Here is a 20,398-nt window from a genome sequence, read left to right on the forward strand (position 1 = left end):
CGATTTGCTGGCGGTAAATCCTGGGAAAGCCATCGCGCTCGTCCTTTCACTGGTCGCTGAAGCGGTCGTAGTAGCTCGACAGAGAGGTCACCAAGAAGGGGTGCTGGTCGGTCACGTCCACGGACACGGCGGCCTTTTCGGTGAAACCTGCGCGGCGGCTGGTGTAGGTAAAGATGCAGTCCACGACGGTGCGAGCGCTGCCGAGCGGGGAAGGCCGGACGCTCACGCCGCTGAGGGAGAAGTTCTCGGCGAATGCCTGCGCGGTCCGCGTGTATATCTCCGGATAGCGCATGGCAAGGTAGTTGAGGGCCCGGTGCTCGTCCGTGGCTCCGGCGTTGTCGGTGGCTTGGAGGATCGCGTCCAGAACCTGCGCCGAGGCTGACACGAACTGCCCGTCCGGCACGCTGTCAGGGTCAGACTTCGGGATCGAGCTGAGAAACGACTCCCGGTCGAAGGAGTAAATCTGCTCGACCGCCACGAGTGGCACCATGAGGCCGTTGCATTGTTCCGGCGCGGCCACTGGACCTCGTCGGCCGATCACCACGTCGAGGTCCGTGGGGCCTGGATCTGGTCGAATCGTCTGCACCAGCAGCTCCAGGTCAGCGGGGTCGCGAGGGAGCAGGATGTAGGTCTCAATGTCACGGACCAGCAGCACCCAGCACATCATCCGGGCGAGATAGCGGTGTTCGGACAGCACCGACTGCAGGAGTTGGGCATCCGTCTGCCCCGCGCTGTAGGAGCGCCCCGCTACCTGGGCGAACTCCTTCTCAACTGAAAGACGCGGAAATCGGGCCTCGATCCTACCAATCGTGTACACAAACCGATTAGGGACCAGGCTCTCGTCCAGTCGTGTGTGCTCGTCGGCTCGCGCCGTGGCCGCGGAAGCAGTGCACGACGGGCAGACATCGCTCGCCATGGAGAGTCCTACGGATGACCCCGCCAGGTCCGGTTGGGAAGGTGAAGGGGGCTGAACTGCGCCAGGCCGAAAGTTTGCTTCTTGTGTGGCTTGCTGTGCGAGCGTCTGGGCTGGCATCGCCAGATCACCTGTCGATTCGGATTCCGGTTGCGCATTGAGGTCGTGTGCCATCCGGTCCTCCTTCTCAGTGCACATGGCTGAGCAGCTCTCGGTTCACTGGCGGTCGCGGGGTGAGAGCACAACCCAACGGTCGAGAGCCGTTGCACGCCGTTCGCATCCGCCGCACGGCCGTATGCCAGTCCGAGCGGTCACATATTTGATCGCTTGGCCGAGTCCGATGTCATCATCGTGGACGAACCCAGGCATCCGAACCCGGAAAGGCTTGCGAACCGGGTGCTCTTGCTTCTCAGACATGGCACCTCCTGCGGCTCATTGCCTGGAATGCCGCTGCTGCGTTCAGCAGCGGCGGTACGACAGTCCTGTGTTGCCTCGAGGCGGTCACAGCCAGCCGGACTTCGGTTGGTGAAGCATCTGGGAAAAGCGACCAGAGCAGCGCGATCGCTCCGGTGACGAACGGAGCCGCAACGCTCGTCCCGCTCTGCATCACCAGCCCGCCCTCCGGCCCGAGGCTTCTGACCCTGTCACCGGGAGCGCCAAGCCCGCGGTGGCCGATCGAACGGCCCAGGTTAGACCGTCCCATCGGTTGGCCTGCCTGGTTGTATGAGGTCACTGGAATGACCCAGGGGTGGCCAGTCAGCGCCGTGCTCGTGATGGCTCGGTCGTTTCCGGCAGCGACAACGATGATCACCCCACGCTGGGCGGCAAAGTCCAGAGCGTCGATAAGTTGTCGTTCATGGTCAGGAAGGGGCTGGTAGAGAGCGGCGCTGATGTTGATGATCCGCGCCCCAACATCTGCGCAAGCCAAGATGCCCGCGGCGAGATGTTTCGGTGTGGTGGCGGGTGTACGGTCGTTGACCGCATGGTCGGTGAAGACAGTATGGACGTACAAAGTGCAATCGGGGCAGAGCGCCGGCGCTGTGCTGTCCCGCCGGGCCGCCAGTATTCCGGCGACGAATGTGCCGTGCGCGCATGCGAGACGTCCGGGTCGCGCGCAGGCCGCCGTATGAGCGCCTGACGTGTCTTTGATCCGCGTGCTGCGCAGCCCAGGGTGCCCAGTCATGACTGGGCCGTCGATCATTGCAATGGAGAGGTCAGGATTACCTGCCGTCCGACGGGCCAATTCTGCGAGGCCGACCAAAACAAGCGGCTCCATGACACCGACATCTCCTTTGCAGGGCATGCGATATATAAACAGGTTCGCATCTCGCCCACGTGATCACAATTTCGGGACGCTCCAGGGTCGGCGGAGTCTCAACTTGTGCTTTTTCTATCGGTCTCGAACGGCGTCTCGTACTGGGTCGCTCACCTGACGGTTCGCCGGACGTGGGGGCGGCCTTCGTCTGATCATGTGCTCCGACCAAGGTGCACGTGACCGAGACGAAGGCCGTGAGGGTGAGTCTGCTGCCTGATGCTGTCCGGAGGGAAGCGTTCGCGGAAGCGTCACGCTTCCGGGCTGAGTTCCATGAGTGTCTGACCGCCCGGCGTGACGAGTTGTTCGAGCTGACGGACGCGCTGCTGTGTGTCGATGGGCCGGTCCTCTCGCCGGTGGACCTGACGCTGGTGCCCGAGCACCGTCGTGGGCACGGAGCGTTGTACGGAGCCCTCAACCACGGCCGGATCGACGTCGACAGGCTGCGATCCTTGCTGGCCGACATGGCCTTGCCGCGCTTCGATGGCGGCCGTCTGGTGCTGGCGGTCGATGTGTCGCCGTGGCTGCGGTCTGACGCACCCTGCTCGGCCGAGCGGCTGTTCTGCCACGTCTACGGGCGGGCGAAGTCCGCGTCGCAGTTCATCCCGGGCTGGCCCTACTCCTTCGTCGCCGTCCTGGAGCCCGGCGCCACGTCGTGGACAGCGATCCTGGACGTGGTCCACCTCGGGCCCGAGGACGACGCGACCGCGGTCACCGCCGCCCAGCTGCGGGCCGTGGCCGAACGCCTCATCGCGGCCGGCCAGTGGACGCCCGGAGACCCGGACATCACGATCGTCATGGACGCCGGCTACGACGTCACCCGTCTGGCCTGGGTACTGCGGGATCTCCCCGTCGAGCTGATCGGGCGGATCCGCAGCGACCGGGTGATGCGCCTGCCGAAACCACCGAGGACGCACGGCATCAACGGCCGGCCACCCAAGCACGGCCCGGAATTCCGCTTCGCCAAGCCCGAGACCTGGCCCGAACCGGCGATCACCACGGCCACCGACACGGTGAACTACGGAAAGGCCGAAGCCCAGGCATGGGACCGGGTCCACCCGAGACTGACCCACCGCTCGGCCTGCCTGGAGCACGACGGCGAACTCCCCATCGTCAAAGGCACCCTGATCCGGCTGAAAGTCGAGCACCTCTCGAAGGAACGAGAGGCCCCGCCGGTATGGCTATGGTCCTCCACAACCGGCGTCGCCCCGGCGGACGTGAACCTGTGCTGGCAGGTGTTCCTCAGGAGATTCGACCTGGAGCACACCTTCAGGTTCAGCAAGCAGATGCTCGGCTGGAACACCCCGAAGGTCCGTACTCCCGAGGCAGCGGACCGTTGGACCTGGCTCCTGGTCGTCGCCCACACTCAACTCCGCCTCGCCCGGGACGCTGGCCACCGATCTCCGTCGGCCCTGGGAGAAGCCAGCCAAGCCCGAACGCCTCACACCAGCCCGGGTCCGCCGCGGGTTCAGGAACATCCGCGCTCACCTGCTCTGCCCGGCCCGTGTTCCTCAACCGACCGGAACCGGGCCCGGGCGGCCCCTCGGCTCGAAGAACCGGCACCCGGCCACCCGCTACGACGTCGGCAAAACGGTCAAACGCCCCGAGAACCTCAAAGCCATCGGCAAGCCCGGAAGATCTTGGTAGATGAAAAACAAGCTAAGCAGTCCGGAACAGAAACGGTTCCCCTCCCCGAGTGGGATGGAGGGTGACGTTCCGCTTCCCTCCATCCCGATGACCGCGGCAGCGGCCCCCGGCGGAAACCCGCCGTCACTCGGGCCGGGACCGGCGCGTCACGCCGCGCCGAACACGAGGATGTGGGCCGAGGCATCGGTGAGCACACCGTGCTCGTCCGCCAGGCGGGCCGTGGCGACGGCGTCGGCCACCAGGGCCCCCGCCGCCTCCTGGCCGGCGCAACGGCCCGCCGCCACCACGTACGCCCACCCCGGGCCCTCGACCCCGTGCCTGCGCACGTCGTCGAGCCCTGCCTGCCGCGCCTCCCCGGCGAGTTCCTCGGCGGTGTGGAAGTGCGCGACCGTGAAGCCCCGGCTTCCGTCGTAGGACCCGGTGCGCACCGCTCGGGAGACCTCGCCGGCCAGTAGTTCCGGGGTCAGTCCCGCACTGACGGTGTAGTCCTGGAGCAGGGAGTGGCGCGAGATCCCCGCCACCGCCACGAGGCCGCCCGGCACCGCGACCCTGCGCGCCTCCCGAAGCGCCGCGAGCCGCCCCCCTCGCTCGGACAGGTGGTACAGGGGTCCCAGGAGCAGCACCACGTCGTAGCCGTCCGAGGGGAGGGCCAACCGCCGCGCGTCACCGAGCTCCGCGGAACAACCGGGCGCGTACTCCCGCGCCTGTTCCACGTGTTTGGGTACGGGGTCCACCAGCAGCACCTCGTACCCGTCCTCGACGAGCCAACGCGCGTGGGTTCCCGGCCCGCCGCCCACGTCCAGCACACGCGCGGGAGGCGGGGGCCGGGACCGGCGCAGCAGCTCGCGGGTCCGCTCGAACTCCAGGCGCCCCACGGCCGTCGAGTGGAGCCGGGAGGCTTCGTCGTACTCCGTGTAGTACGACACGATGAGTGGATCGATGAGTGGATCGATGAGCGTCATACCCCATGACGGTATGGCCGTGCGCCACCGATTGTCATCCGGATATCACGGACCGCAGTCGAGGTGGGCGCGCGACCTCGGGACGCTCTCGACAGGCCCCCGCGGCATCCGCGACCCGGCCCCGGACGCCCCGATCCAGGCACACTCACTGTTGCCGGATTCAACTATTCCGGGCACCATCAGCGCATACGGCCCCTCGCCCGACCGCCGCGCGGCCTCGAATCGAAAGTCACACGAGTGAACACCCAGCACGGAGATGACACGAGCCACCGCCTGGCGTGGGCCAAGCGCGCCGTCCACGACCTCAACGCGGGCCACGCAGCACACGGATCACTCGCCGAAGCACTCGACACCGCGGGCGACCTCCGCGCGGAGAACGCCCACCGTCGCGCGGAGGCGGTTCGCGCCGCGGCCATGGGCCTCCCGCCCGCCGCCTGTGCCTTCGCCGCCGGGATCTCCGAGCGCATGCTCACCGTCTGGCAGGACACCGACCCGCACTTCAACGCCGCCATGGCCGGCGCACACGCTCTCGCCCACGCTCACGGGCTGACCGACCCGACCGCTCCGACCAGCCCGTTCGCCCTTCGTCTCCTGCTGAGAGCCGTACAAGGCGGGGCGGGCATCCTCGCCGCCGCGGAACAGCTCGGGATCCCCCGCCATCGTCTGCAGAAGCTGCGCGCCCGCCCCCAGGTCGCCGCCCTCGTCACCGCCGCGCAGAGCATCGCCCGCAAACCCGCCCCACGCCGCTCGAAGCCCTACGCCTACCGCCTCGTGCGCACCTCACCGAACGACGGCCCTCCCACCGCGACCCGCAAGCCCTGACCGCTCACGTCACCGGTGGCGGGGAGGTGCCGCGTGGCCGCCCCGTCGCCGCTCGCCGCGTCCTCCCGACCGCGGGGGTCAGCCGGTGGCGAGGGTCAGCCGGTGGGGCCCGGCCGGGCGAGGAAGTGGGAGCGGGCCTCGGGAAGGTACATGGGTACCACCGCCGCCGCGGCCAGCAGGTCGGGCAGGGCGTTGAGGGCGGACCACCACACGGGGCCCTCCACCGTGCCGAGCCCGCCGACGCGGAACATCAGGAACCCCACTCCGACGACCGTCAGCACCGCCCGGGCCCAACCCCGGCCGGCGCGCATCCGTCCCGCCACGACCAGCCAGGCGACGAGAAGAACGGCGAGTACGCCCGCCCCCACGGCGATCCGGACGATCGCGGTGTCCCGGCCGGCGTACTCGGTCAACTCGTCCAGGCTGGTGGGCGGCGCCACGAACGCACCGAGGAACCAGACGAGTACTTCCGCGGCGACAGCCGCCAGAGTGAGTCTCCACGCGACCTCGATCCGACTCGGGCGCCCGGAGCCGGAACCTGTCGTACCGGTCGTCATCACAGCCTCCTTCGGTATACGCCCTGTCAGAGGGCGAGCGGAGCCTGACGGTTCCCCGGTGGAGCGTGTCGAGCTGATCCGCTCTCGACTCCCGCCGCCTCGGGCGGCCTCCGGGGCGCCGCCCGGTCGCCGAAGCCGTCCTCGCGAGCAACGGCGACCGGGGGCGGATCCGGGGCGCGTCCCGGGCCCGGAGCCCGGGCACCGCGGCGCCCGTCCTTCACGACGGCGTCAGCCGGTGAAGGCCTCGATGAGGGTCCAGACGGCGAGTGCGCCCATGCACGCGGCGCCGATGCGCTGGACGGTCTTGAGGGGAACGCGCTGGGCGATGAAACGCCCCACCAGCAGGGCGAGGGCGGAGACCGACATCAGCGCGAGGGCGGAGCCGATGGCGGTGGACAGCCAACCGTTGGTGGCGGCCAGGTTGGCCGTGGTGATCTGGGTGAGGTCGCCCCATTCGCTGATGAAGACGGCCATGAACGCGGTGGTGTAGACGGGCCAGAACCCCGTGACGGTCTTGGCGGCTCCGTCCTCGTCGTCATCGTCGCCGCTGCGCAGCAGGACGAAGGCGCCGAACGCGAACAGGGCGGCGGAGACGAGCTTGACGGCGATGTTCGGCAGCAGACCGAGCAGGCTTCCGGCGCCGACGGCGATGGCCACGTGCACGATGAAGGCGGTGGAGGTGCCGAACCACACGTACAGCGGCCGCATCCGAGTGCCCATGGCCAGTGAGGCGAACATGGTCTTGTCGGGGAGTTCCGCGAGGAAGATCAGCCCGAAGGCGGTGATGATCGCCAGGGGGTCGAAGGTCATTCCCTTGCTTTCTGCTGGGGCCGGGCCGTCAGCTCGTACGGCACCCAGGGGGCGACGGGAAGAACCACTCGGCCCGGCACGACGGGGCGACCCACACACAGAGTGCGGGCCGCGTCATGCCTTGGCCGAAGGTCTCGTCCACCCCGCACGATGTGCGGCGGTCCGATGGCCGGGGCGTCCGTAGACGTCCAGTATGTCGACCAGCGGTTTTCAGGACTACTCCCCTTCGCTGGCACAGAGCCTAACAGGCGACTCCGGGGACCCCCCGCGCCGGGCCTCCGCCGGGGCCGTGCCCGTGCCCCGGGGCGGGGGAGGTGCGCCGCGGCGGGGAGGCGCGACCGGTCCGAGCGCGTTCCGGGCGGCATGTCACGTGACCGGGAGTTCTGGCGGGCGAGACTGGACGGCGCGCCCGAGCCCGTCTCCTTCACGGGAAGCGCCTCGGGGCCCGTGTCCGGTACGACGGTGCGGGTGAGCGGTGATCTCGACGCCGCCGACGCCCGGGTGCTGTGCGATGCCGCGCGCCGGCTGCTCGCCCACCTCGCGCAGGGGGACACGTACCGGATGATCGCCCGGCGGATGGGACCGAGCCCGCACACGGTCGACACCTACCTGCGACGCCTGCGCAGCAAGACCGGCGCGGTGAACCGGACGCGGCTCACCCACCTCGCCTTCCAGCTGGGTTACCGAGTGGGCGGCCGTACTCCTCCCCCGAAGTGGCCCAGCGGGCGGAGGCGACGGGGTCGACTGTTCGGCGGCGACGCATGAAATCGGCTGTCCGAAGCATGCGCGGGGGATGGAATGCGTGGTGTACGAGGAACGGTCGGGCAGGTCGGAGACGGTCGAGTGCGGTCTTGAGGACGAGGCGTGCCGCATCGCCCTGAAGCGGCTGCACGACTTGGACGACGGCGAGTTCGGGTGGATCCGGCTCGTCGATCCCGACGAGTCCGAGCTGGTGCAGTTGGCAGAGGAGCTGGGCCTGCACCCGCTCGCCGTCGAGGACGCGGTGCAGGCGCACCAGCGTCCGAAGCGCGAGCGGTTCGACGACGTGCTGGCGGTGGCGATCAAGACCCTGTGGTACGTCGAGGACGAGACCGCGGTGGAGACCGGCGAGATGATGATGTTCGTGGGCCCCCGCTACGTACTCACCGTCCGCCACGGCGCGGTCGACCCGACGGCCGAGGCGGCCCGCCGGCTCGACGCCGACGCGACCATGCTCCGCTTCGGTCCGCTGTCGGTCCTGCACGCGGTGTTGGACGTCGTCGTCGACGCGTACAGCGACGCCGCCGTCAAGGTTCGCGGCGCGCTCAACCGGTTGGAGGACCAGGTGTTCTCCTCCGCTCGCGTCGATCACACCGAGGGCATCTACTCGCTCAAGCGGGAAGTGCGCGAGTTCCGGGACGCCGTACAGCCGCTGGTGCCGGTCCTGAACGGTCTCCTGAGCGGGCCGGGCGAGGAGCGGCGGGCACCAAAGGCCGAACCCTACTTCCGTGACGTGGCCGACCACCTGCACCGCACGGACACCGAGGTACGCACCCTCGACGAGCTGCTGAACTCGGTGCTCGACGCCCAACAGGCCCGGGTGGGCACCTGGCAGAACGACGACATGCGGCGCATCTCGGCGTGGGCGGCGATCTTCGCCATCCCCACCATGGTCGCGGGCGTCTACGGGATGAACTTCGAGCACATGCCGGAACTCGGTTGGACCTACGGCTATCCCCTCGCCGTGGGGCTGATGGCACTGGCGTCGGGGGCGCTGTACCGGGCCTTCCGCCGCAACGGCTGGCTGTAGGCCACCTCACCGGCCCCGCGTCGGGCGCACCCCACCCGGCGCGGGATGACGGGCCGGTTCCGGTCGAGCGGCCAAACCCGCTGGTGGGGTGGCCGGCGGCCGACCTACCATCCGACGATGACGACCTCGACGGACCACCTCATCGACGAGGCGCTGCACCGGTGCGACGCGGGCTGGTTGTCCGACCACCTCGACGCCCGGTCCTGCCGACCGGCCGTCCTGGGACGCCTCGTTCGGCACGCGAACCCGCGCCTGCGTCATCTGGGCCTGCTGCTGCTCAGCGGACGGGTCAGTGCGACCCCACCGGCGGCGGACGAGCGGGAGACGGCCGAACTGGCTTCGCTGCTGCCCGACTTCGTGGTGGAACCGCCCGAAGCGGCTTTGCTCCAGGCGAACCTCCACGCGCACCTGGGACCGTATCTCCGGGATCGGCGCCGGCCTTCGTGGCGTACGGCCGACCTGCCGGTGCGGGTACGGATCGCCTGGCTGCGCGCCGAACTTCTCGACGACCCGGCGGTGCTCCGACACGAGGCACGGGGTGAACTCCTTTACCAGGCGGTCCGGGAGACGAGTGTGACCGCCGCGCACCGGCCGGGGCGGCTGGTGGCCGAGCTTGCGGACAGCGGGGATCAGGTGTTGCGCGCCGAAGCCTTGCGGCTCGCCCGCGAGGGCCTGCACGCGGGGCTGTTGGCCCCCGCGCGCGTACGCGAGCACGTCCTCGCCCTGCTGGGCACCGGGGTGCTGGGCGTCGACGTGCAGAACATCGGCACGCACGGCTCCAGCTCGGCGGATCCCGGTTCGGCGGTCGGCTCGGCGGTCGGCTCGGCGGATCCCGGTTCGGCAGTCGACTCGGCAGTCGGCTCGCGCACCGCCACCGCCGTCGTGGTCGCCGCGCTGCTCGAGCTCGCCGAGCCGTGGGCGGCCCTGGAGCCGCTGCCGGAAGGGCGACTGTCCGTCTTCCTCACCTCCGGTCCGGAAGCCACCCCGGTCGAGGTCGCCGATGCCGCGCTCTCGGCTGCCGCCCGCCACGGCCACCGGGACCTGGTGCGGCGCGTCGCCGCCGATCCCGGTCGGCCGGCCGCGCTTCGCCGCCGCGCGCTCGAACTCCTCGGTGACCTGGCCGGGCGCGGTGACATCCGGGAACTGACCGCCATCGCCGCCCGGGATCCGCTGCTGCTCGGCGCACCCGCGGTGACCTGCCTGCGCGGGCTCCACCGGCGTGGTCACTTCCCGGCCGACGAGGACGTGCCGGCCATCGTCGGCCTGGCGCTGGCCGACCATTCGATCGCACCGCACGAGGTCGCCACGATCCTCTTCACCTGCCGACACGCGGCGCTGCGGGTGCTGATCGACGCCGATGACGACGCCGACGCCGAGCAGAGCGGGCCGAGGCGGCTCGCCCTGCTCGTCGCGATGGCCGGGCAGGGGGCGCGGGAGCTTCCCGTCGGAGAGGAGATCACGCGGGTGTTCGCGTCGGCCGGCGCACCCGAACCGTTCCTCGCCGCGATCCGTGAACTGCGGTACACGGAGGCCGAGGACGTGGTCATCGCGCTCCTCCCCAAGGCCCCCGGGGCGGCCCTGGACGCGTTGGAGGCCATCGGCGGACACCGCACGGTGCGGGCGCTGCGGGAAGCGCTCGGGCTGCCCGCCGCCGAGGACGCCGCACAGGGCGGTGAGGGGAGCGGTGTCATCGCGCCCCACCTGCGCGCGGTGCGCGACCGGGCACTGGAACTGCTGTGGCATCTGACCGACGACCGGGGCCGGCGGCGTGACCTCCTCGTCCGCCTCGACCCCACCGATCTGCCGGCGCGCATCGCGGCCGATCTCGGCGGCCCCGACGAGGAGGAGCTGGCCCTCCTCGGAGCCCATCTGGACCCGGACGAACCGTTGACGGCGCTGTGCCGGCTCGCCGCCCACGGCGGGGCGGGCACCCTGCCCGTCCTCGCGGACCTGCTGCTGCGCGTGGTGGGCGAGTTGGCGGCGTTCCGGGAGCCGGGGGGCGACGTCACACGGTTCGAGGGCGAGACGCCGAACGCCGAACCGACCGTTCCCCGGGAAGCCGAGCACGCGCTGACCGCCTTGGGTTCCCGCCTGTACGAGCGGCGTCGGATCCGACCTTCGTGCCTGCTCGACGCGGCGGACGCGCCGGCGGCGGGCAGGGCGCTGCTCGCGACCCTGGTGTTGGATCTGTTGGACCGGCCCGGGCTGTCGGACAGGGAGAAGACGATCCTCCTGGAACTGTTGTCCCGAGCCCCCGGCCCGCGCGTTCGCGCACGGGTGCACCACCTGCTGCGTCACCGTGACCGGCACGTGCGCAAGCACACGATCGCGTTGCTCGCCCGCGATGTCACGGGGGACGACGCGCGGGCCCTGTCGGCCACGTTGATCGCGCTGACCCGCGCCGGGGACGTGCAGACCGTCCGGAGGGCGCTGCTGGCCCTCGGCCACGCGCGGGCCCGCTGGGCGTGCGCGGCAATCGCCGCGTGTCTCGCCCATCCGAACATGAACGTCAAGAAGACGGCCGCCCAGGCCCTGGTGCACGCGGGCGCGGCCCCGGCGGTTGCGGAACTGCTCCGCATGCTGGGCCGGCACGACAACCCGGGGCTCCGCGGCACGCTCGTCGAGGCGCTTCGCGCGATACTCGGCGACGCGTACGCGGCCACCGTCCTCGCCGCGGCGGAGCACGCCGAGACGAATCGCGCCCGGGCCCTGCTCGCGGAGGCTCTGGACGGTGTCCTGCCGGCGCGCTCGGTCCTCGCGTTGGCCGACCAGGCCTCACCGGTCGCGCCCGCGCTGCTCGCGCTGGTGGCGGACGGCCGGGTCCGCCTGGCGTCCGGCACACGGGAGGAGTTGACACCGGCGCTGGACCGGCACGGCATCGTCCTTCCCGCCGGGCCGGCATCGCCGCCAATCGACGAAACTGACTTCGACGTGGCCTCGCTGGCGGCGGGCCGCTGGAATCCCGCCGTCGCGCTCCGCGTCGCCGAGCGTCCCGAACCTCCGCGCGCAGACCGGCTGCGCGAGCTGCGGCCCCTGCTGGCGGACTGGCTCCGCCTGGCCGGCTCCGCGCCCCGAGCGGCCCGTGGGGCGGTCCTGCGGTTCACCCTGCGGCTCTGCCCCGCGCCCTGGACGGACGGGGAGCTCGCCTCCTGGGCCCGGTCCGCCCGGGTGCTCCTCGACGCCCTGGCCGACGGGTCGGGCGGGGACCGCCCGGACCTCGTCGCGGTCCTCGAAGCGGTGGCACCGTTGCTCACCCCGGCGTCGGCGGCGGCGGTCGTCGACGCCGTACGCGCCCTGCCTGCCCCCTCCGCGCACACGCCCGACCGGCCCACGCTGACGCTGCTGCGCCGGTGCGGGGCGGTGTTGGTCCGCGCGGACCTCGACCGCGCGCTCGCGGTGGCCGGGTTCGGCGCCGACCCCTGGCGGGCCCGAACCGAGGTGCTGCGCGAGGCGTTCGACGTACCGCCCCTGCCCGGAGGAGTACCGTCCCTGCCCGCAGGAGACTGGCGGACCGCCTTGGAGGCCTCGGTGCGCACACCGGCCGCGCTTGCCGACTTCCGCCTCCGCGATGTCCGCGACCTCCCCGGCACGCGCGACCTCCCCGGCACGCGCGACCTCCTCAGCACGCGTGACCTCGGCCGCACGCGTGACGAGGAAGCGCCCGACTCCCGGGAGCGGTTGTCCGCGCTGATCGACGTCTACGCCACCGCCGATCCCGAGGTCCGTGACCCGCTGCTCGACTGGATGACGGCCCTCCAGCCCCTGGACGCACCGACCTGGACGATCGGCGAGAGCGCCTCCGGACCACGACCGACGCCGGGGCGTGCGGGCGTACCGCGCCGCGCGCACGCCGACGACCTCGATCAGCCGCGCTCGGCGGCTCTGCGCGACCGCCTGCTGACGATGTCGGACTCCCCTGACCCCGAGCGCCGGAACGCCGCCGCCCGCGCCCTCCTGACCTGGCCCGAGCCCGGGATCCGGCTCGCCGTGCTCCGGGCGGCCCTGCGCGGGCGGACGACGGTCGACGTCGGCGCCGACCTGGCCCGCACCATGATCACGCTCGACCCGGCGGAACTCCGGGCCGACGAGGTTCCACCCGAGCACGTGATCCGCGTGGCCTCGCTGCTCGCGCCGCCCGACCTCGTACCGCTGCTCCCGCTGCTGTCGCACTGGTGGGAGCACGGGACGCCCGCCGTCCATCACGCCGCCGCGGTCGAGTTGCGCAGGGCGCCCGTCGACGCGCTCGCCCACGCTCTCGGCGCACGTCTCGACGCCGGCGCCCGGGGGCTGGTGGACCTGATCGCGGGTCGGGCGCTGCTGCGCACTCCGGCCCTGACGCGGGCGTGCCGGCGGCTCCGCGCCGAGGGACACGACGAGCTCGCGGACCGGATCCTGCTGGTCGACGGCCCGCTGCGGGGCCCCGCGGCCGTGAGTCGGGACGCGGCAGCGCTCGCCTCACTACGCGCCCGCGCCGAGCCGTCCACCCCGCGGGCCCCACGCCGTCCGGCCCTGCGGGAGCTGTCGGACGCGGCCCGTACCGGGACTCCCGACGAGATCCGCCGGGCCCTGACCCGCCTCGCCGAGGAGCACCGGGGCCCGGGTCCGGACCTCGGGGTGCGGGAGCTGATCGGTGAGTTGCTGCACCACCCCACAGCGGGGGTCCGCCTGCACGCCCACCGGACCTCCCGGGCGGTGCTGGACCGGCCGAGCCACCTTCGGCACACGCTGGTCCTGCTGCACGACCCGCAGCCGGACGTGGTCCGCATGGCGATCCGGAGCCTGTCCCGAGCGGCCTGGAAACCGGCGATCCCCGCCCTGGTCGGCTTGCTCGAACACGCGCGTCCCGTGGTTCGCCGGACCGCGGCCGACGGTCTCGCGCGTCTGGGCGCTCCGGCGGTCCCCGCGCTCAGGCGCGCCGCCGACCACGCCCGCCCCGACCGGCGGGCGCGCTACGCGGAGGTGCTGGGCCGCATCGCGGCCGGCACCTGAACCACCGTCGGGTGGAACCGTCGATCGGAGGCCGACGACCACCGCCCACCCCTGGCCAATGGTTTGCGCGGAGTGCTCGTGGGCAGTCGCCTACAGCCGGAAGGACGAGGCCCCGGTCTGGAGGCCGCCATGTCGACAACCACGCTCATCGTCATCATCGCCGCGCTGGTACTGATCGCCCTGATCGCCGCGTTGTGGACCTTCTCGCGCCGCCGTCACCTGCGGCAACAGTTCGGCCCCGAATACGATCGCACGGTCGAGGCCGAAGGCGGCCGGAGAGCGGCCGATCGCGAGCTGCGGGCTCGCGAGCAACGCCACGACACGCTCGACATCAAGGAACTGCCCGCCGAGCGGCGTGTCCAGTACACCGATGAGTGGCGCGACGTCCAGGAACGCTTCGTGGACCGCCCCGAGGCCTCGGTCGCCCAGGCGGACGAACTGGTGACGCGCCTGATGCGCGAACGCGGCTACCCGGCCGACGGCTACCAGGGGCAGGTCCGGGACCTGTCGGTGGAGCACGGCCGCACCCTGGAGCACTATCGCGCGGCCCACGAGATCAACCTGCGCGGCAGCGGAGCCGAGGCGACCACGGAGGAACTCCGTGGCGCCATGGTCCACTACCGCGCCCTGTTCGAGGAACTGCTGAGCAGCGAAGGAGGCCGATGACATGCGGGAACACGGTGACACGGCGGGCCGGGGCGACGAGGACCGGCTGACCACGGAGAGCCTCGCCAATCCGGGTGCGACCGGCGCCCAGGCCGTGTACCCCGGCGAGGCGACGGCCCTGGAGAGCGAGACCGCCGAGGCGCGGGACGGCGCACGGGACGAGGAGGCGCCTGCCGACGTCCGGGACGGGCCGGAGCACGCCGAGGGACGCGGGCAACGGGACGAGCGTGACGAACCCTTGTTGGCCGGCGCGGAGACGGAGGGCTTCCGGGAGCGGTGGGCCGAGATCCAGGGGCGCTTCGTCGACGACCCGAAGGAGGCCGTGACGTCCGCGGACACGCTGGTGGCCGAGGTGATGCAGGAACTCGCCCGGACCTTCTCCGCTCACAAGCAGGAACTCGAGGGCCAGTGGGGACGCGGCGAGCAGGTCGCCACGGAGGATCTGCGGCTCGCGCTGCAGCGCTACCGTTCATTCTTCAACCGCCTCCTCAAGACCTGAGCGCGCACCCCGACCCGATCGACGCGCGATCGACGCGCAGACGGGGCCGGGGCGAACACCACGTGGTGGTGTCGCCCCGGCCCCGTCGCATGCGCCGTCCCGCCGGGAGGCGTCCCGTCAGAAGGTGTGCGGCTCGTCGTAGTAGCGGCCGATCTGGCGGTGGTAGTCCGCGTCCTGGAGGTGCTTGTCCTGGATGAACTCGGGAGCGTGCTTGATCTGCTCCTTCGTCCGGTTGACGTGGATCCGCCGCTCGTCCACCTCGATCCGGCTGACCGTGCCGGCGGGCAGGAGCACTTCCTTGCCGAAGATCCACGGGCCGGTGTCGACCACGATGTACGAGGAGTCGACCTCGTCGGAATGCTTGTCGACCTTGCCGATGGAGCCGTCCGTGGCCTCGACCTTGAAACCCGTCAGATCGACATCGGCCAGTCGGCCGGACGTCTCGCGGTAACCCCACACATTCCCGGTCATGTGAACAACCCCTTCACCCAATCGATGTGACGGTCCTCTTCTCCACGGCGTCCTCGATGATCCGGAGAGGGATGATCCGGAGAGGCGCGGAACCGCCACAGGGTCGCCTGCCCTGAAAGCTCCGACCCACACGGGGCACTCAGGGTCGGACCACGCCCGTGCGCGCCGCCGCCGTTTGTGTGGGTTCGGCGTCGGGGCCGAACCATTCGCACAACAGCACGGTCGCATCGTCCTGGAGCCGTCCGTCGTGGTGACCCATGACCGCCTGGACGAGGCGCCGCAACGTCTCCGGGAGGGGCAGACCGTCGGCGTGGTGGCGGATCAGGAAGTCGGTGAAGTTCGCGAGACCGAACTCGGTGGAGCCGGGCCGTCGCGCCTCCGTGATGCCGTCGGTGTACAGGACCAGGCAGTCCCCCGGCTCCAGTTGCTCCCTGCACGTCCGGACGGGCAGCCCGAGGTCGGTGCCCATGGGGTGGGCGGGCGGGCAGGCCAGTTGGCCGGCCCAGCGGCCGCCCCTGATGACGAGCGGCGGAAGATGACCCCGGTTGACCCAGGTCAGGACCCCGGTACGCGTGTCCAGCTCGGCGAGGACGCCCGTCACGTAGATGCCGCGTCGGAACTGCTCGATCAGCACCTCCTCCACCCGCTCGCTCATGCCGACGAGGTCCGCCCCCTGCCGGCGGGCGTTGCGGCAGGCTCCGACGGCGAGGTTCGCGGCCAGTCCGGCCGCCGTGTCGTGACCCATGGCGTCGAACACCGACAGGTGGACGACCGGGCCCGTCATCGCGTAGTCGAAGGCGTCCCCGCTGATCTCGTACGCGGGTTCCATCGTGGCGGCGACGACGACCCGACCGTCCGCGTACGTCCGCGGCGGGATCAGGTGCCACTGCATCTCGGCCGCCACGTTCATCGGGGCCGTCCGCACGAGCCGCGCGTACGCGTCGCTCTGGTCGCTCTTGGTGACGATCAGCAGGGCGACGAGGGAGGCCAGGGCTTCGGCGTCCCGGCGGGCCCGCGCATCGTTCTCGTCCGGGGTGAGGCGCAGCAGGCCGAGCCGCTCGCTGCCGTTCAGCATCGGCACCCACCACTGCGCGTGGAGCGGGTCCGCCGCCGTGTGCACGATCTCGCCGTGCTGGTAGGCGCGCCCGGCGAGGGTGCCCTCGATCCTGATCTCGCGATCGTCCGCGCGAGCCGTCGCTGTTTCCGGCGGGGCCGAGGGTGGGTGGGGCAGTACGCGGAGCACGCGCTCCTGCATGTCGGCCACGTAGATCCGTACGTGGCGGAAGCCGGCCCGGGCCGCGTGTTCGGCGACCTTGGCCGGCAGGAGGTCCATGGGCATGAGGTGGCCGGCCGCCAGGAGGCCGGTCAGCATGGTCGGGCTGTCGTCCCGCCGATCGATCGCCACAGACTCATCTCCCGCGCCGGTGGATCCAGTGCACCACACGCGCGCGGGTTTCGCCGTCGACGCGCGCCGCACCCGCCGGCGTCCGGCTCCGCGTGCGCGTGGCTCCTCGGCTCCCCCGTCCGCGGGCTCGGGGGGCTCACGCGCCCGCCGGGTGTTCCGCTTCCTCGCGCCCGGCCGCGCGGCGGGCCGCCGCGGCGTCGGTGACGTCGAGGAACACCTGGTCCAACTCGGGCCACCGTGCCTTCAGCTCGTCCCGGATGCGGACCATCGCGTCCTCGACGGTCTCACTGTCGTATCCGGCCGTCAGGTCGATCCCGGCGGCCAGCAGCACCGAATCCGGCCCGAGCTGCATGGTGAGCAGCGCCGTGACGGAGTCGATCTCGGGCTGCCGCCGCAGCAGGGCCCGTACCTCGCTCTGCATGGCGGGATCGGCCGCCTCGCCGATCAGTTGGGCCCTGGCCCCCTTGCCCAGGGCGTAGGCAACGTAGACGAGGAGCACACCGATCAGGATGGAGGCCCACGCCTCGTACGCCACCTCACCGGTCACCATGTGGAGTGCCATGCCGATCATGGCGAGGACGACACCGGCGCAGGCCGTGCTGTCCTCGGCCAGGACGGTGCGCAGGGCCGGATCCCGTACCTGGCGGATCTCCTCGGTCGTGCTGCGCCCGGCCTCGCGGGCTTCGCCGCGCACCTGGCGTACGGCGCGGACGAGCGAGGCCCCTTCGGCGATCAGCGCCGCGAAGAGCACGATCAGGCCGATGACGTAGCCCTTGTGCGATTCGGAGCCGCCGGACCGGAAGGCCTCGATGCCCTGGAAGACCGAGAAGCAGCCGCCGGTGACGAAGATGCCCACGGCCGCGAGCAGGGACCAGAAGAAGCGTTCCTTGCCGTAGCCGAACGGGTGGCGCTTGTCGGCCGGGCGCCTGCTGCGTTTGACCGACGCGAGCAGGAAGACCTCGTTGAGGCTGTCGGCCACGGAGTGCGCCGCCTCGGACAGCAGGGCCGGGGATCCGGCGATGACGCCGCCGACGCCCTTGGCCACGCAGATGACCAGGTTCGCGCCGAGGGCCACCCACACCGTGATGCGGGTTTCGCCGTCGCGTTCGGCCGCCGTCCCGGCGGACCGTGTCATCGCGTGTCCGCGGGCGCCGAGGTCCCCGGGACACCGGCGGTACCAGGGGTTCCCGCGGTGCGCGGAAGCTCGGTGATCCGGGTGGCGTTCAGGGTGAGCCGCCGAATGCGACCCTCGTGGTCCGCCGCCCTCGTCTCGGCGCCCTGGAGCTGCGCCGGGGCCGCGTCGGTCAGCTGCCAGGTGGTGAGTACCTCGCGTCCGCCGGCATCCGTCTCGTCGATGGTGACGAGGACGGGTCGCGGTCCGTCGGCCTCCTCCGCGAGGGCCCAGGAGAGGGCGTCGGGGGCGTCGGCGAGGACACAGCCGGTCAGGGTCACCGTGAGGTCCGGGCCGAAGGCCTCGCCGTCCCCCCGCGAACCCAGTCCCTGGGCTTCCTCACAGGTGAAGCGCTCTCCCTCGACGGTGACGCGGAACCGCGGGGGATGCGTGGTGGAGTAGTCCATGCCCCTTCGCCTGCCCGGGGCCCGGACCCGTATGCGGCCCACGCGTGCACGGGGCCCGTACGGCGCCCGTTCGGCCGAGGAGGGGGTTCGGGCGGCCCGCGCACGGAGGGGGCGTGGGCGGATCAGGCGGCGAACTCCTTGACGAAGGCGGCGCAGAAGGCGTCCAGGTCGTCGGGCTTGCGGCTGGTCACCAGCGTGCCGGGGGCCGCGTGGCAGACGTGGACCTCTTCGTCCACCCAGGTGCCGCCCGCGTTGCGGATGTCGGTGGCGAGACTGGGCCACGAGGTGAGGGTGCGACCGCGTACGACCTCGGCCTCCACCAGCGTCCAGGGGGCGTGGCAGATCGCGGCGACGGGCTTGCCCGCGTCGAAGAAGCTCCTGATGAACCCGACGGCGCGCTCGTTCATCCGCAGCGCGTCCGGGTTGGCGACGCCGCCGGGCAGTACGAGTGCGTCGAAGGCGTCCGAGGTGTCACCCGCGAGCACGTGGTCCACGGTGAACCTGCCGGCCTTGTCGAGGTGGTCGAAGGCCTGCACCTGTCCCGGCTCCGTCGAGACGAGTTGGGGGTTCCAGCCTGCTTCCAGGGCGGCCTTCCACGGCTCGGTCAGTTCGACTTCCTCGACGCCTTCGGGCGCGGTCAGGAATGCGATGCGCACCGCGTTCACTTCCTTCGGTTCGGGGCTCCGGCGTCCCCCGCCCGTTGTGCGGGGGCCTGGGTCCGGGCCGGTGGGTTCACCGTGCACCCCGCGCCTGCCCGGCTCGTGGTGTCGCAATCATCCGATTGCTCCCCCCGACCCGTGCGGCGGGGCGACGGCCCCGGGCACGGTTGTGGGGACGACGGCGACGGCCACGAGCCCGACCAGGCCCTTCGGTCGCATCATGGCCGCGTACCCGCCCGAGGAGAGCGACGACGACGCCTGGCTGGTGGCGATCCGCGTCGGCTGAGGGCAGCGGGTCCGGAACCGGACCCGAGCCCGGCCGGTCACTTCCCCTGGCGTCCCCGGTAGCGGCGCACCAGGCCGTACGCGAGGACGGCGCACCCGGCCGCCACGAGCGCGGGGTGGCGGCGGGCGACCTCGGCCGCCCGGCTCGCCTCCGCGCGCCCCCGCTCGGGGGTGACGTCACGGATCCCGGCTTCCACGGCTCCGGTCAGGGACGCCGCCTTCTGTGCCACGGGCTCCGGGATCCGGTCCTGCGCCGCGTGGACCACGGCGGAGACCTTCTCCTGGGCGCCCGCCTTCACCTCGACGGCCTTGTCGTGGGCGCGGGCCTTGACCTCGGCGGCCTTGTCGTGGGCGCCCGCCTTCACCTCGGCCGCCTTCTCCCGGGCCTCGGCCTTGACCTCGGCGGTCTTGTCCTGGGCGCGGGCCTTGACGTCCGCCTTGGCGGCCAGCGCCTCCACGGTCCGGCCCAGTTCGTCGCGGGTCGCCTCGATCTGCTCGCGCAACTCGTCCGGGGTGGCCGGGTCCTTGTCCGCGTGGGTGTGGTCGTCGCTCATCGATGTGCCCTTTCCTTGATTTCGGCCACGTCGGCCTTCACGCTGTCGATGGTCCGCTCGGGGGTGGGCGGGGTCGCCCGGACCGCCTGCTTCTTGCCGGCCGCCGCCAGGACGGCCGCGATCACGGCGAGGATTCCGGTGACGACGAGGGCCGCGGCCCACAGCGGCAGGACGAGGGCCAGGGCGACGATGCCGGTCGCGGCGAGGCCCTGGAGGGCCAGGACGGCGAAGAGCCCGGCTCCGCTGAGGAGACCGGCGCCGAGGCCCAGGCCCCTGCCCTTCTCCCGCATCTCGGCGGTGGCCAGGTGCAGTTCCTGGCGGACCAGCAGGGTCAGTTGTTCCGAAGCCTGTTTCACGAGGGCGCTCGTCGAGGCGGAAGCGGTGTCGTCCGCCTGGTCGTGGGGTGAGGGGTCGACTGAGGAGTACATCGTCGGAGATCTGCCTTCCCATGCGCGGGCGGGCCGATGGCCTCGCCCGGTA

At 71.6% G+C, this 20,398-nt stretch carries 18 protein-coding genes and 1 pseudogene; 7 read left to right on the forward strand and 12 right to left on the reverse strand.

Translation table 11 applies throughout. The features are described from left to right. Positions 1 to 46: 46 nt before the first annotated feature. Both ADK55_RS17495 and ADK55_RS36480 read right to left on the reverse strand, forming a co-directional pair. Positions 47 to 1,087 carry a hypothetical protein gene (locus tag ADK55_RS17495; protein ID WP_199826551.1) on the reverse strand — a complete coding sequence of 347 codons (1,041 nt, stop codon included), beginning with the start codon at positions 1,085 to 1,087 and terminating at the stop codon, positions 47 to 49. Positions 1,088 to 1,322: 235 nt separating this feature from the next. Beyond that, positions 1,323 to 2,189: a S8 family peptidase gene (locus ADK55_RS36480; RefSeq protein ID WP_078999063.1), complete on the reverse strand. Its 867-nt coding sequence runs from the start codon at positions 2,187 to 2,189 to the stop codon at positions 1,323 to 1,325. A 239-nt stretch (positions 2,190 to 2,428) separates the two neighbouring features. On the opposite strand from ADK55_RS36480, the pseudogene ADK55_RS17500 reads away from it, so the two are divergent. After that, a pseudogene (locus ADK55_RS17500) lies at positions 2,429 to 3,872 on the forward strand (NF041680 family putative transposase). 146 nt (positions 3,873 to 4,018) lie between these two features. Here ADK55_RS17500 and ADK55_RS17505 read toward each other — a convergent pair. Next, complete coding sequence (locus ADK55_RS17505; RefSeq protein ID WP_053679813.1) at positions 4,019 to 4,834, reverse strand: class I SAM-dependent methyltransferase; 816 nt, start codon at positions 4,832 to 4,834, stop codon at positions 4,019 to 4,021. 237 nt (positions 4,835 to 5,071) lie between these two features. Between ADK55_RS17505 and ADK55_RS17510 the strand changes: the two genes are divergently transcribed. Continuing rightward, on the forward strand, positions 5,072 to 5,656 hold the full coding sequence (locus tag ADK55_RS17510; RefSeq protein ID WP_053679814.1) for a hypothetical protein: 585 nt from the start codon (positions 5,072 to 5,074) through the stop codon (positions 5,654 to 5,656). Between the two features lie 95 nt (positions 5,657 to 5,751). Here ADK55_RS17510 and ADK55_RS17515 read toward each other — a convergent pair whose 3' ends face one another. Both ADK55_RS17515 and ADK55_RS17520 read right to left on the reverse strand, forming a co-directional pair. Further along, the gene (locus ADK55_RS17515) at positions 5,752 to 6,213 is read right to left on the reverse strand and encodes a hypothetical protein (protein ID WP_053679817.1); all 462 of its coding nucleotides are present in this window, start codon (positions 6,211 to 6,213) and stop codon (positions 5,752 to 5,754) included. A 228-nt stretch (positions 6,214 to 6,441) separates the two neighbouring features. Continuing rightward, positions 6,442 to 7,023 carry a TMEM165/GDT1 family protein gene (locus tag ADK55_RS17520; protein ID WP_053679818.1) on the reverse strand — a complete coding sequence of 194 codons (582 nt, stop codon included), beginning with the start codon at positions 7,021 to 7,023 and terminating at the stop codon, positions 6,442 to 6,444. A 363-nt stretch (positions 7,024 to 7,386) separates the two neighbouring features. Here ADK55_RS17520 and ADK55_RS35560 point away from each other — a divergent pair, with 363 nt between their 5' ends. The 5 genes from ADK55_RS35560 to ADK55_RS17545 all read left to right on the forward strand — a co-directional run bounded on the left by ADK55_RS35560 (position 7,387) and on the right by ADK55_RS17545 (position 14,966). Then, positions 7,387 to 7,788, forward strand: coding sequence for a response regulator transcription factor (locus ADK55_RS35560; protein ID WP_063839559.1), 402 nt, complete (start codon positions 7,387 to 7,389; stop codon positions 7,786 to 7,788). Positions 7,789 to 7,816: 28 nt separating this feature from the next. Then, the gene (locus tag ADK55_RS17530) at positions 7,817 to 8,812 is read left to right on the forward strand and encodes a magnesium and cobalt transport protein CorA (RefSeq protein ID WP_053679820.1); all 996 of its coding nucleotides are present in this window, start codon (positions 7,817 to 7,819) and stop codon (positions 8,810 to 8,812) included. Positions 8,813 to 8,929: 117 nt separating this feature from the next. Further along, positions 8,930 to 13,801 (forward strand): HEAT repeat domain-containing protein, encoded by a 4,872-nt coding sequence (locus tag ADK55_RS17535; RefSeq protein WP_053679822.1) that lies wholly within the window; start codon positions 8,930 to 8,932, stop codon positions 13,799 to 13,801. 129 nt (positions 13,802 to 13,930) lie between these two features. Further along, entirely contained in the window at positions 13,931 to 14,467 is a 537-nt protein-coding gene (locus ADK55_RS17540; protein ID WP_053679824.1) for a hypothetical protein, read from the forward strand. Position 14,468: 1 nt separating this feature from the next. Continuing rightward, the gene (locus ADK55_RS17545) at positions 14,469 to 14,966 is read left to right on the forward strand and encodes a hypothetical protein (protein ID WP_053679826.1); all 498 of its coding nucleotides are present in this window, start codon (positions 14,469 to 14,471) and stop codon (positions 14,964 to 14,966) included. A gap of 117 nt (positions 14,967 to 15,083) precedes the next feature. Here ADK55_RS17545 and ADK55_RS17550 read toward each other — a convergent pair whose 3' ends face one another. The 7 genes from ADK55_RS17550 to ADK55_RS17580 all read right to left on the reverse strand — a co-directional run bounded on the left by ADK55_RS17550 (position 15,084) and on the right by ADK55_RS17580 (position 20,346). Beyond that, positions 15,084 to 15,437 (reverse strand): PRC-barrel domain-containing protein, encoded by a 354-nt coding sequence (locus ADK55_RS17550; protein ID WP_053679828.1) that lies wholly within the window; start codon positions 15,435 to 15,437, stop codon positions 15,084 to 15,086. A 139-nt stretch (positions 15,438 to 15,576) separates the two neighbouring features. Then, a complete protein-coding gene (locus ADK55_RS17555; protein ID WP_053679902.1) occupies positions 15,577 to 16,809 on the reverse strand; it encodes a PP2C family protein-serine/threonine phosphatase in 1,233 nt (410 codons plus the stop codon). Positions 16,810 to 16,978: 169 nt separating this feature from the next. After that, complete coding sequence (locus tag ADK55_RS17560; protein WP_053679830.1) at positions 16,979 to 17,977, reverse strand: cation diffusion facilitator family transporter; 999 nt, start codon at positions 17,975 to 17,977, stop codon at positions 16,979 to 16,981. After that, positions 17,974 to 18,420: a hypothetical protein gene (locus tag ADK55_RS17565; protein WP_053679832.1), complete on the reverse strand. Its 447-nt coding sequence runs from the start codon at positions 18,418 to 18,420 to the stop codon at positions 17,974 to 17,976. Before ADK55_RS17565 ends, ADK55_RS17560 begins: the two co-directional genes overlap by 4 nt. Before the next feature lie 122 nt (positions 18,421 to 18,542). Next, a complete protein-coding gene (locus ADK55_RS17570) occupies positions 18,543 to 19,076 on the reverse strand; it encodes a type 1 glutamine amidotransferase domain-containing protein (protein WP_053679836.1) in 534 nt (177 codons plus the stop codon). A gap of 326 nt (positions 19,077 to 19,402) precedes the next feature. After that, complete coding sequence (locus ADK55_RS17575) at positions 19,403 to 19,918, reverse strand: DUF3618 domain-containing protein (protein WP_053679838.1); 516 nt, start codon at positions 19,916 to 19,918, stop codon at positions 19,403 to 19,405. Beyond that, on the reverse strand, positions 19,915 to 20,346 hold the full coding sequence (locus ADK55_RS17580; protein ID WP_078999064.1) for a phage holin family protein: 432 nt from the start codon (positions 20,344 to 20,346) through the stop codon (positions 19,915 to 19,917). The genes ADK55_RS17575 and ADK55_RS17580 overlap by 4 nt, the downstream gene beginning before the upstream one ends. Between the last annotated feature and the right edge of the window lie 52 nt (positions 20,347 to 20,398).

The organism is Streptomyces sp. WM4235 (genome assembly GCF_001279725.1).
Lineage (GTDB): Bacteria > Actinomycetota > Actinomycetes > Streptomycetales > Streptomycetaceae > Streptomyces.